At 41.5% G+C, this 12,638-nt stretch carries 8 protein-coding genes; 1 reads left to right on the top strand and 7 read right to left on the bottom strand.

What is annotated here, in order from left to right; all coding sequences use genetic code 11:
• Positions 1-507: 507 nt before the first annotated feature.
• The 4 genes from scfB to MKZ16_RS03540 all read right to left on the bottom strand — a co-directional run bounded on the left by scfB (position 508) and on the right by MKZ16_RS03540 (position 5,178).
• Positions 508-1,902 (bottom strand): thioether cross-link-forming SCIFF peptide maturase, encoded by a 1,395-nt coding sequence (gene scfB, locus MKZ16_RS03555; protein ID WP_076104132.1) that lies wholly within the window; start codon positions 1,900-1,902, stop codon positions 508-510.
• A 122-nt stretch (positions 1,903-2,024) separates the two neighbouring features.
• A complete protein-coding gene (gene scfA, locus MKZ16_RS03550; RefSeq protein ID WP_076098734.1) occupies positions 2,025-2,174 on the bottom strand; it encodes a six-cysteine ranthipeptide SCIFF in 150 nt (49 codons plus the stop codon).
• A 612-nt stretch (positions 2,175-2,786) separates the two neighbouring features.
• Positions 2,787-3,569 (bottom strand): response regulator, encoded by a 783-nt coding sequence (locus tag MKZ16_RS03545; protein ID WP_076104133.1) that lies wholly within the window; start codon positions 3,567-3,569, stop codon positions 2,787-2,789.
• Entirely contained in the window at positions 3,544-5,178 is a 1,635-nt protein-coding gene (locus MKZ16_RS03540) for a histidine kinase (protein ID WP_179089276.1), read from the bottom strand. The genes MKZ16_RS03545 and MKZ16_RS03540 overlap by 26 nt, the downstream gene beginning before the upstream one ends.
• A gap of 224 nt (positions 5,179-5,402) precedes the next feature.
• Between MKZ16_RS03540 and MKZ16_RS03535 the strand changes: the two genes are divergently transcribed.
• Entirely contained in the window at positions 5,403-7,193 is a 1,791-nt protein-coding gene (locus MKZ16_RS03535) for a flavocytochrome c (protein ID WP_076104135.1), read from the top strand.
• An 873-nt stretch (positions 7,194-8,066) separates the two neighbouring features.
• Here MKZ16_RS03535 and MKZ16_RS03530 read toward each other — a convergent pair.
• From MKZ16_RS03530 to MKZ16_RS03520, 3 genes are all read right to left on the bottom strand, one after another.
• Positions 8,067-8,972, bottom strand: a complete 906-nt coding sequence (locus MKZ16_RS03530) for an RNA-binding domain-containing protein (RefSeq protein WP_076104136.1) — start codon at positions 8,970-8,972, stop codon at positions 8,067-8,069.
• Complete coding sequence (locus MKZ16_RS03525; RefSeq protein WP_076104137.1) at positions 8,965-12,072, bottom strand: ATP-binding protein; 3,108 nt, start codon at positions 12,070-12,072, stop codon at positions 8,965-8,967. Before MKZ16_RS03525 ends, MKZ16_RS03530 begins: the two co-directional genes overlap by 8 nt.
• A gap of 315 nt (positions 12,073-12,387) precedes the next feature.
• Entirely contained in the window at positions 12,388-12,579 is a 192-nt protein-coding gene (locus tag MKZ16_RS03520; protein WP_143759001.1) for a hypothetical protein, read from the bottom strand.
• Positions 12,580-12,638: the final 59 nt, after the last annotated feature.

Genomic DNA, 12,638 nt, shown 5'->3' with positions numbered 1-12,638 from the left:
CATAATCGTATCAGCTTCTGTATCTATATTTGCTTATTTTGGGAGTAATGAACATGGCGAAAGTATTACAACTGGGTATATATTCTTCACATTTTATCCAATTCCCTCTAGCGCAGGACTGAGAAAGCTCTCCAGTTGTTGCTTCAATTTGCTTCAGGACATGTAATTCCACCTTCCATAACAAAACAGAGGACAGGCTTGTTGGCTCCGGGTTTGCCCCTTCTCCATTTATCCGATCCTCAATCGTTTCACGTCTTTATTCTAACTTGGCAGCCTAATCTCCACGTTCCTCCGCCCGTCCTGCTCCTTGCTTCCAAATTTATCGAGCAACCCACAGAATTTATTCCATAGATTCAGATTAAAAGACAATCAGTGATCTGCCCTTTGCAGAAACTGATAGTCTCTCTTGTCTTACAGTCCTTCTTCTCCGTACAAAAAAACCGAGAAATAACACCTTATTTTGAAGTGTCTATTTCTCGGTTATAGTTTATTCGTCCGTTACGTTAACTAGCTAGATTGCCCTTCCATCGCTCTAATAGATTCATCAACCTTCACCATCATGGAACATTCGACTCTTTTGCGGAAGACGTCACAGCTGAAGTCATAGGTTCCGACCAGGGAACCTGTCGCGTGCAGCGCATTGGCAGGACAACCGCCGCTGCAGTAGAGTTTAGCCCAGCAGTCCTTGCATTCCGGCTTCGAGTAGCAGTTGCTCTCTTGGAATTGACATTGCAGCTCTGGCTTTGTGATGCCATCCCAGAGGTTTCCCATGCTGTACTCTTCATCCCCTACGAACTGGTGGCAAGGAAAAAGCTCTCCCCAAGGGGTGACAGCAAGATATTCGGTTCCTGAACCACAGCCCGTGATTCTTTTCTGGATGCAAGGTCCTTCCGAGAGGTCAAGCATGTAATGATAAAAGGTAAATCCCTTGCCTTGCTCACCACGCCCGATCATTTCCTTCGCGAGAATTTCGTACTGGTTATATATCTCCGGGAGGTCCTCCTCGGTAAGTGCATAGGGTTCCCTTGGATCACAGATGACCGGTTCCATCGAGATTTTGTCAAAACCAAGGTCTGCGATATGAAATATATCATTGGTGAAATCAACATTGTTACGGGTATAGGTTCCTCGTACATAGTACTCTTGGTCCCCGCGCTTACGAACGAATTCCTTGAACTTCGGAAGAATATGATCGTAGCTGCCTTTTCCGTTAACCGTTTGGCGAAGCCGGTCATGAACCTCTTTTCTTCCATCCAAGCTTAATACGACATTGTACATTTCCTGATTTAAAAACTCAGTGACCTCATCGTTCAGCAGCATCCCGTTCGTCGTGAAGGTGAAGCGGAACTTCTTTTTGTATTCTTGTTCTTTGCTTCTTGCATAAGCTACGATCTGTTTAACTACTTTCCAGGCCAAAAGCGGCTCCCCGCCGAAAAAGTCGATGTCCAGGTTACGATGATGACCCGAATTTTCAAGCAGGTAATCGATAGCTTTTTGTCCAACCTCATAGCTCATGATCGCTCGATCTCCGTTGTATTTCCCTTGGCTGGCGAAGCAATAGTCGCATGACAAATTACAGGTATGCGCAACATTGAGGCAGAGTGCCTTAACATAAGTTTTCCGTTTTTTTAAATCAAGCGAGAGGTTCTCATACTCATCTTTTGTAAAGAGCTGGCCATCATTTTTAAGCTCCTCGATATCCACGATGGTTTCTCGAATGTCACTCTCAGAAATGCTGGAATCATGCTTATATTTTTCTAACATCATTGTCACGATTTGGTCGACAGAAGTTTTCTCATAATCCGCTATAATTTCATATGCTAGGTCATCAACAACATGTACCGAGCCACTGTAGGTGTCGAGCACGATATTGTATCCGTTTAGTTTATATTGATGAATCATACTTGCTAATCAAGCTCCTTTTGCACACAAGTAGAAACGGCTTTGCCATCCTTTAGAGGAAGCGTCCATTTCTTAAAAATAGCCGCCCATCATCAGAGCAATGGGCGGTAAAATTCCGAATCCTATCTGTTCATTGCATTTTCACACTTCTGGTTTGCAACGCCGCAGGAAGTTTTACAAGCGGACTGGCAAGATGTCTGGCATGCGCCGCATCCGCCGTGTTTTGCGGTATCCATCAGTTTGCGGGTGCTTAGGGTTACGATTCTTTTCACGATAAATGACTCCTTCTGTAATTTCTTGTGATCACTTTCACTTAATTTCCATGGAACATCGTAGCAACATCACGCAAGTACGTCTATGATGCCTGTCACCTAGCAGAGTAGAGAGGCATTAAACATATAAACAAAGTAGCATCAATGCTAATTCCCGTTCAGTCTTTCATGCTTGTGATCGTAGGATGCCGTAGCGGGAACCAGAGTCAGAGCAATACTAAAAAAGTGAAACAAAAAAGAGACGGCAATGATGCCATCTCCTTTAACAACATTTTTTCTCATACTTGTCCTTAAAGTCCAATAAATATAAGGATCTCATTGCACTGTATCCCTCCTTACCGGTAGAGCGACACTCTCCACATGCGTGGGTGGACAGTGTGAACAAACTTATATTAGGAGCCCTAAGACACTTCCGGACATTTTATCTGCTCTTGAATATTCAATGAATTTATTTATTTTTATAATGTACTACGCCTTAGTTCATAAAAATATTGCACAATCGGATGCTTTAACTTCATCTTCTCGCTCATGTTTAAAATCCAACCGTTTTGATAGAAGGCGGCTCTGAGCATAGCATCTATGGCGTGCTGCAGAGGGACGAGAATGGCCCTCCTATCCATAACCGAACGGATGCTTTTTGTACTCTATCGGGCTTGAGCCGACTCTATTTTTAAACACACGACTAAAATAGTACTGGCTCTTATACCCTACCTTCACGGCCAGATCCCCGATTTTGATATTCGGCATTACGTCATCCAGAATCTCCTTCGCCTTCGATATCCGAAGCTCGGTGACATAGTCAAGGAAAGAAGCACCGATTTCTTGCTTCATCCGCTTGCTAAGATAGGTTTGGTTGATATGAAATAGCGCTGCTACTCGAGTAATAGACAGCTCCGGATCCTGATAATGACTGTCAATATACTCGGTCACTTTTTGGATAAGCACTGTTCCATCCCCTGTATACCCGGGAAGCTCCCGCTCCTTATCCACCCTGCTTTCATGTGAATGCAAAGGATATTTTGCCTGAAGATGCTCATCGATCCGATGAAGCAGCTTGTTCAGATCACTCTTCGGCACAGGTTTCAATACATAATCGAATGCTTGCAGTTGCACGGCTTGACGCGCATATTCAAAGTTATCGTAGCCGCTGATGATGACAACCAGAACCGACGGGCAGCGTTCGCGCAATATATTTATCAGATCGAGCCCATTCATATTCGGCATGTTGATGTCCACAAGACATACATGTGGTGGGGCTTCCTCCACCATATTCAATGCTTCGTTTGCACTTTTCGCTTCTCCTGCAACTTCAAAAAGATACGGACTCTCCTCAATGTATTGTCGCAAGCCTTTGCGAATGATCGTTTCATCATCGACGATGATAATCTTCCACATCTTCATTCCACTCCCCGTCCAAAGGTATTCGAATGACCATAACGGTAATGCCATCTTCGCTCTTCACTGCAAGGCCATATGGCACCCCGTAAGCTAGTCGAATGCGATGGTTTACACTGTATAGCCCAAAGCCTGTGGCAGAACGATCATATGTATCATCAAGAAGGGCTTGATTCATCTGTTCAAGCTTCTCTTCCGGAATCATAACCCCATTATTCTCAACCTTAATGACCAAATAATCGGCCTGTTTATATGCTGTAATCGAAATTTTACACTTTTGATCCCCAAGTGGCTTAATCCCGTGATAAATCGCATTTTCCACCAAAGGCTGCAGCATGAAGCGAACGACTTGGCACTGAGCAAGCTTTTCATCATATCGAAGCTCGTAGTCCAGAATCTCCTCATATCGCACACCTTGAATATGAAGATAACTCTCGACATGGTACAACTCCTGATCAAGCAGAATGTAGGGACTGCCTGTGCCAAGCCCTAATCGGAAATACGCGCTAAGCGCTTCCACCATCTCCACCACATTGTCTGCTCCATGTTCCGTTGCCATCCACTGGATCGTATCCAATGTGTTGTATAAAAAGTGCGGCTTGATCTGCTCATGAATCAGTCTGAGTTCCATCTCCTTTCGGTCCTGCTCCACAGCGTATAATTGAACAAGCATGTCATTGAAGCTTCGTCCAAGATCGCCGATCTCATCCGAGCGCGTAACATCTGCACGTATGGTTTGGTTACCGTTCTGCACATTTTCCATTACCTGACGAAGCGACTGAATTGGACGAATAATGGAAGAAGCAAGCAGCAGCAGAAAGACGATAAACGCACTACCGATAAGAACACCTACCAGCAATGCAGTCCGCTGGGTTTTGATCACCGCTAATGATAGACTTGAATTCGGTACTTTGAGTACTAACTTCCAGCCTTCTACATTTTGAATTGGAGCCTCAAATACACTCATGTTCTTCTTATCTGCTGCATCCTCCGCTCCTTCTCCTTCACCCAGCTCTCTGCAATCGACGATAAGCTGGCCTGACTGGTCATATAGCATTACATCTTGAGCAATCTCCTTCATCTTCTTGACGGAGACGGCTGCGGCAATATAAGCTACCTCATCATTCACCGATGGATTCACGCGATAAAGAATGACGACGATTTCGGCTGCATTCGCTTTGGATACGATCGGATTGCTCACCACATAATTGGTATCTGAATTCAGCAGTTTTAGATAGTAGGGTCGGTTTAGTATCGAAAAAGGCTTGTCCTTTGCTGACCAGGAATTTCCGTGAATATCCACCACGCGTATGGATTCGTACTCTACTTGCTTCTTCGCCTCGAACTTATCGATCTCTTGCAGCAATTCATCTCGTGTCCAATGATGGTCCGAAGCTAGAGAAGCAAACATGTCTATCTCACCGATGCGCTGATTAAACCAATAATCGATCTGGTCGCTGCGTGCATTAACCACTTGCTGCGTTAAGTTCTTATTCAAAGGGACAACCGTATGGTTCATCTCCAAATATATTGTTACAAGCAATGCAATAAACAGCAGCAAGAAGCAGCTTCCTGCGATTAATGTGATTTTTAAGTGAATTGATTTCATTGTAATCATAGCCCTTCATAATATCCGTTTCTTACATGCCCGAAAAAGACAAAAAAACGCTAATCTGTGCAAATACATAATGCTGTACTAAATCTATAATAGGTCTTGTGCATATTTTCACATGAAATAACATTCATGTCTAGGCTAGAGATAAAGGATTTGCCTAGCAAATCTTCCTCTCCCTAGTGTATGTAACCAATTCACAACAGAATGAAGGAGATATTATGCGAACTCACACGAAAAAGCTGTTATCTATTCTACTAGTCCTCAGTCTTATGTTCACGCTTGCTGCCTGCGGCGGTAAAGATGCAGAACCCGCTGCAGATGCAAACGGAGTTCAAGTCTTTGAAGGAGTTGGGCAAGGTAAACATGGCGATATTAAAGTACAAGTCTCCTTATTAGATAACAAGATCACTGACATTAAAGTGACAGAGCATAAGGAAAATGAAGTACTTGCAGAACCTGTTTATACGCAGCTCAAGCAAGATGTCATGGCAACTAACAGCGCAAAAGTTGATGCCATTAGCGGATCTACAGTTACAAGCAAAGGATATCTCGAAGCCATTCAAGATGCAATTACGAAGTCTGGACTTACCCTTGTCGCTGGCGCTGCAGTCAGTGGAAGCAAAGACAAAGAAGAAGTCGAGCAAACCTATGATGTTGTCGTCATCGGTGCCGGGGGTGCTGGCTTTAGTGCGGCTATCGAAGCGAAGAGCGCTGGAGCTAATGTAGTTCTGCTCGAGAAAATGCCAGCTGTTGGCGGCAACACATTGATCTCCGGTGGTGAGATGAATGCGCCGGACAACTGGGTTGAACGTGCTCTTGGCATCACTGATGACACGGCTGACTTGTTCTATGATGATACGATGAAAGGCGGAGACAACCTCGGGGATCCAAAGATGGTTCGTATTCTTGCCGACAATGCTCTAGCATCTGCCGAATGGCTGCGCGATGATATCAAGGTAGAGTTCTTACCTGATCATCTGTTCCAATTTGGAGGCCATTCCAGAAAACGTGCGTTGATTCCTGTAGGTCATACAGGTGTTGAATTGATTACTAAGTTAAAAGCCAAAACAGACGCTGATCAAATCACTATCAAAACGAATATGAAAGCCGAAACCTTGCTGAAGGACGAAAGCGGCAAAGTAACAGGTGTAACTGCGACTTCGGGTACTGGCGACAAGATCACATTCCATGCGAACAAAGGCGTCATCATCGCTACCGGTGGTTTTGGATCCAATGTAGAGATGCGTAAGAAGTATAACCCTACAATGGATGAAAAATATATGACTACCGATACACCAGGATCTACAGGTGACGGTATCGTTATGGCAGAAACGATTGGCGCCAAACTGACAAACATGGAGAGTATTCAAACATATCCAATCTGTAATCCTGAGACAGGTGTTATTTCCCTGGTTGCAGACTCCCGCTTCGATGGTGCGATCCTGATTAACCAAGAAGGCAAGCGCTTCGTTGAGGAATTAGAACGTCGTGACGTTATTTCTAAAGCAATTCTTGCCCAAACGGGCGGATATACGTATCAATTATGGAATCAAGGCATTGAGGATATCGGTAAAACGATAGAAGTTCATCAAGACGAATACGATCAACTCGTTAAACAAGGCTTGCTCTTTAAAGCCGATACGATTGAAGAGGCAGCTGATTTCTTCAAAATCGACGTGAACACTTTGAAAGAAACGATTAATAAAGTAAATGATTATGCGAAAACAGGTAAAGACCTTGATTTCAAACATCGCGGTGGATTGAAATCTCTTGAAAAAGGCCCTTACTACATCGAAAAAGCTGTACCCTCCGTTCACCATACAATGGGCGGCTTGGTGATCGACGAGAAGACTCGCGTATTGAATGAAAAAGGCGAAGTCATCCCTGGGTTGTTCGCTGCAGGTGAAGTAACAGGGGTTATTCATGGTGCAAACCGTCTTGGCGGTAATGCCATCGCTGATATCTTCACATTCGGCCGGATTGCAGGCAAACAAGTTGTAGCAGAGTAATCTTATTTTTTGTGTAACTGCTCTACTAATAAGTTATCCTTAAAAATGTACAAGATAGTTTGTAAAGTGCAGGTTGACTGCTAACTTTCAAGCTGCCCTCTATGACTTAGCAAACCGCCCTGTCAGCAACATTGCGAACAGGGCGGTTTATTTATGGTGGAGCCTAGGGGCTACGCTCGTCTAACTCGCGGCTCTTTTATAGTTCTCTGTTAGTGGAATTAAAATTGCCCATTTCTTTTCTGGTACTATCACTAAAACTATAGCAATTATTTAGTGTCTACTTGACAAGGGTTCCTCACCAACAAAGCCACCGACTCCACATGCACCGTATGCGGGAACATGTAACACTAGGATGTGGGCTGTTGCAATCCGCAGAAACCTTGATTTGACAGGCTTTTCAACAATGCTCATCCGTTCCGCGATGCTGATTTAGGTGCATTTCTGTTGATGTTTTACATCAATTTCACATCAATTTGTCCCTTACTGATGACCTCATCGCTGCCAGGATTCTTATTACTGCGAAAGTTAGTCTAAATAACTGTTTCTTTAATCTTACCATTTATTGTATCTAGATATGTATTCTCCACTAATTGCTCTTTTTGAGATAAATTCGAGAAGGCTTCACTTTAAAGAATTTTCCTTAACAGCTTTGTTGCTCTATCGATCTCGGTGTGTATACTAATACTTCCCGTTGCCCCTTAATGTGGGGAGAAGGGACGTTACGCTTATCTAACCCCAACTGGCGCCAAGTACCAATCCAGACTCCATAACTGGATGCTATCTCCAAGTCTGCTGTTCTTAAATGCCTGGTTTTATGGGCTTTCGTAATTTAGGTTTAAAGTTAAATTAATGGGGTATTGAGAATAATATAAATCAATGAATTCTGACACAAATATGATACAAGCTAACCGCTCTACCCGATCGACTGTGATTGGTTTTCATTATTCTTAATTCAGAATACCCATATTCATCATCAATACTTGTATCTGATGAGAGCAAAGGTGCAGTATAGCTGTGATTCCTCACATGCGCAGAATATCTTTCCCAGAACGAATTGAAGTCCGCAATTTTGACGTAAGATAGGCATACATTGAATTTATTTCCTGAAGTATCATATGAAAAAATCTTATCCAAATGTTTGTTAATATTGCTTGTGTTTAAAGAATCAAGGTTCATTGCTTCAATAACAGTAAACGGTAGTCCGTCTTTTGACACGAATATATCTAGTTCACCAGAATCTTTGCCCGACGAAGAACTTCCACGCCTAGTTTGGTCTTTTATGGTATAACCGATAGCTCCAAGTATGTCACCGATATAGTCGTTACGCTCATCTTCATTTGCATCAGAATAATGCTTTCTTGCTTGTAAATTGGAACAAGCCAAAACTAGATTTTTGACAAAAGATTCTTGCGAGCCGAGATCTTTTGTAAAATTCATGGAAAGAGCCTTGTGGCTATTTCTTAACTTTATTACAAATACATTTTTTCCACTAATATCTACGTTTTCGTATTCTGCTTCGATTGCAAAGGATATAAGGTTCAGTGCAGTCGCAATGGGTTCTTTAGCTCTGTCTTTCGTCGTGGGACTTAATCCATCAACCGCGTAGTTGTTGATGAGCTTGGATACACCCATCACAATATACCCGTATTCTTCTGAGTTATCCAAGCAACGCAACATAAGCAATGCCAATTCATAAGGCTTCAACTCCATGCCTACACCGACTAAATTTTTTGATGATGTTGTACTTAACAACGTACTGATTGTGTCTCTATCAATCATTGTCCTTTAAACTCCTTAACGGAATTTTGTTTACCCCTGTCAACTTCAGTATTCTGCCAAGAGTAATTTTTTTTGGGATTGGATCAACTCCATTCTCCACCCACAGCTCACAGTCTTTATCGAAATCCAGTAGATCAATTTCGGTATCGTAGTACAAGATTATTTGTTGAAAATCTGAAGGCCTGGCAATAACGTAAATTTCTTGCCCTAATTTACGAACTCTAAAGATCGTATTTGCTATAAACTGAAGATTGTCTTTGTCAAACTCGTAATCATCATGTGCATACAAAAAGTTGACAATATTGATTCTTGAGCGATTAAGAATGTTCTTAACATAACTAAAGAGCTCAGCACTATTTGTAGATTGATGAATTTGGGCAGAGCCAAAAACGTTATTTGACAGCGCCCTGAGAAGTTCTTCTTCTGAGGCTATGCCCCACTGAGCAAGCAGTTCTTTTGAAATGCTGATTGTTTCGCTCTGGGCTGTATTTACAGCTGGATGAGATGCAAGGATATTCGCCAATTCATCTATATCAGCTACATTATATTTTTTTAAAACTTCATCATACTGTTCTGACTTTGCCATGCTTTCAGCAATTTCTTCATCGTCATAGAACCAATGAAGATTTTCTATAAGCTCTTTGAAACACTTACTCACTTTACTATCCTTGCGGTTATTCCTAATCCATGCGCATGTGTTTCTAAATGTTTCACGCAACTCGAAATTCTGCTTACTTATGGATTTATTATTGTTGCGAACATAAGCAGTGATTGCAGGGGCTACAGATTCAAGCGAAATTATTCGGTTTGGAGGCAATTCAAGCGCAATACCTCTAAACAACATTTTTTTTCTTATATCATTGTCTGAATACATAGCTGCGTCTTTAAGAATTTCATTTACACTGCCGTCGTCAGAAAAAATTTCGCTCACTCGCATAAATTCTCCATTTTGATTAGGCAATACAGCGTATTTGTCAAGTAAGTTTTCGTCCTCGCATATTCTGAAATGGTTTGCCAATTTTGAAACCCATTGAGCTACTTCTCTGTCATTTTGAAAGTCATATTTCTCTAGTACACTGCTAATAGAAGTACAGGAACTTAGATCTATACAAATCTTCTCTCTCCAAAACTTCAATGCGTCAGATAGCAGTTTTTCATTAACATGATGGACTCTGATGTATTGATTAAAGCAATCTTGATAAAGGTGTTCAGCGACTTCAACAAACTCATTTTGCTTTTCATTTTTGCCTGCACGAAGATTTATGATCGATTTGTAAAATTCAAGTTTTGCTTCTTGGTTAATTTCGGCATGAATAAGCTCAGAAAAAACATTCTTCAAGTTAAGTTCTTGCAACCCTTGCAGACTTTCAATTGAAATACTACTATCAAGTAATCTAGTTCTGAAATCAATACCTGCTATTAAAGCTATATCTTTGTATGTGTCGCCGATATTGTTTTCGGCAAATATTTTGTCCAATGGTAAGAAATCCCCATATTGGTTAGGAAAAATGGATGGACTGTATCCTAATTCAGAAATGAAATTTCTAGAATTAAGATACAAAAGAATAATTAAATCGTTAAGCCATTTTATAGAGTTACAATCTAATCGATTACTCAGAGTTACTAAATTACCGCATCCTTCAACCTCTTTTATTAAGTCAATAATGCCAAAGTTGCGACACTCCACCCACAGCGAGTTGTACCAATGTTCGATTTCATCCTGTCGAGTCAACTTCGTGGGCATCAATCTATTTGACAACTCCCAGACTTTTCTTCTAAGTTCAGGAGTTTCATCACTCATAATGAAAATGCATGAGGTTCCCCAATCATCATAAAGAGAACAGGCATCACCCAAACTATTTCGAATGAAAGTAGTTGTTTTTACATGCTCTTTAATTGGCTGAACCAATACTCGCTCAACCCAATTTGAATCGAGCCAGTATTTTTCGGATTGTTCAGAAATCTTAACAATATTGTATAGGTCTTTGTAACTTTTTGTTGCAAAATAGTCGAGCATAGCGTTATATAGTTCTATTGCTTCTGTAATTCTGTTTCTGTTCTCATCTGAATCACCACCCGAACGCTCGGACTGAATCAAGGGAATGCCGTCACGAGGCTCTGTAGGATTAAATAATGGACTATTGACTACTACGGGAAATGAAAAATCATTCGTTCCCAACAAGGGGAAATCGCAAAATATTCGTGGCAACTCCTCATGCAGCCTAATCAAATGTTTTTCATTGTCGCTGTTTTTTTTGATTTCTACAGCGACTGACACTTTATCATTCGACTGCACAAAGACATACCTATTTTCACAGGTCTTTTTTCCTCCTTTGGAAGTTGAGATTTGCACCTCGGTAACATTAGCAGACACAAGTTCTACAGATACTTTTTCCCCTCTCCGGATTACTCTTTGATAATTATCCACACTAACGGTTATTGAACTTAACTCCGGCACAAATGCAAATACGTATGGAATAGAAATCAGAAGATTTTTTAGGCCTAATTTTGCCGTTTCTATACCTACTCTATCCAATTCGTAAACAAACCTTGTATTCATTTGACTCTCATTCACAGTACACTCTGTTCCGTTGTCCAGCATATCACAACTATCACTTATGGCATTCATTATTGCAGCTTTGTCTTGTCCAGTCCTGTCTAATACCGTCTCGAAGGAACGAGGGCTTTCATTCTCATCTTGTAAATATCCATGCACCTGCACTTTTTCAGAAAGCAAATGAGTCGTCAAGAAACCCGTTCCAAATTTACCAGTAGATTTTTTCTTATTCTCAGCGGTCAATGAGCGTTCTTTTGTTGACACCTGTTCAATCAAAAAAACAATATTTTCAGTCGTAAATAATCGACCATTATGGTTAAATTCAATAGTTTTATTAGCTTCACTAAATTTAATCTCAATATCAACGAATCCACTTGTATTCACGACATCCTTAGCGTTTTGAATCAACTCCCAAATCCATCTATATGATGTATCTGGGCCATTGCTATCTTTAAGCGCCTTGAGCTTATCGATAATTTTTGTTGCAGATTGAGCCTCGCTTGCGCCTTTGCGCAATTGTTGAATTTTCTCCCGAAACGTCATAAACTATCTCCTCTCTTATAGTAGAATAGCCTCTCGGCATTCGCCGAGACAGATGAGGCAAGGCTTCAATTGCTCCATCCAAACTCGCATCCGCCATGATGTACATACTATTATATTATCCCGCGCTTCATACCACGCTTGAAATGATGAAAAAACCTCAGAAGGATAAATGTTTAATACACGCGTGAGCACGGTGCAAAAGCCTACAAGAATAGCAGGGCCTTCACTGTTAATCTCAAACTCAATGTCCCTTTCTTGTAAATAAGCTGTCAGCCTATCGAAATCGTCCTGATATTCCGGATAAAGCGGATAAGCTCATCCGTGGATATGTTGTATAAGATCCCATGCTCCTAGCTTGACAAACTTCGGCTGCCGTTCTTCAAAATCAGACAGGTTGCCATATGCAGTTTCAAAAGCCAGATCAATAAACTTCTGGCTCCTTCGAAATTCACTCCACTCCGGTTGCGTCAACTTGGCTCCTAGAACTTGCTCTATCTCATCTTGCAATTCATCTAAGAGCAGAGATTGCCATTATTCGATTGGAGCTACTAACGAGAATTCTGGGT

Source organism: Paenibacillus sp. FSL R5-0928, assembly GCF_037970385.1.
GTDB classification, from domain to species: Bacteria; Bacillota; Bacilli; order Paenibacillales; family Paenibacillaceae; genus Paenibacillus_AQ; species Paenibacillus_AQ odorifer.
Note: the sequence above shows the minus strand (reverse complement) of the source record. Positions and strands in the feature narration are given on the sequence as shown.

What these genes read in the sequence shown, in the direction of transcription:
- MKZ16_RS03535 (WP_076104135.1), top strand. Translation starts at nt 5,403, where the DNA reads ATGCGAACTCACACGAAAAAGCTGTTATCTATTCTACTAGTCCTCAGT.
- MKZ16_RS03545 (WP_076104133.1), bottom strand. Translation starts at nt 3,569, where the DNA reads ATGTGGAAGATTATCATCGTCGATGATGAAACGATCATTCGCAAAGGC.
- MKZ16_RS03540 (WP_179089276.1), bottom strand. Translation starts at nt 5,178, where the DNA reads ATGAAATCAATTCACTTAAAAATCACATTAATCGCAGGAAGCTGCTTC.
- MKZ16_RS03525 (WP_076104137.1), bottom strand. Translation starts at nt 12,072, where the DNA reads ATGACGTTTCGGGAGAAAATTCAACAATTGCGCAAAGGCGCAAGCGAG.
- scfB (WP_076104132.1), bottom strand. Translation starts at nt 1,902, where the DNA reads ATGATTCATCAATATAAACTAAACGGATACAATATCGTGCTCGACACC.
- MKZ16_RS03530 (WP_076104136.1), bottom strand. Translation starts at nt 8,972, where the DNA reads ATGATTGATAGAGACACAATCAGTACGTTGTTAAGTACAACATCATCA.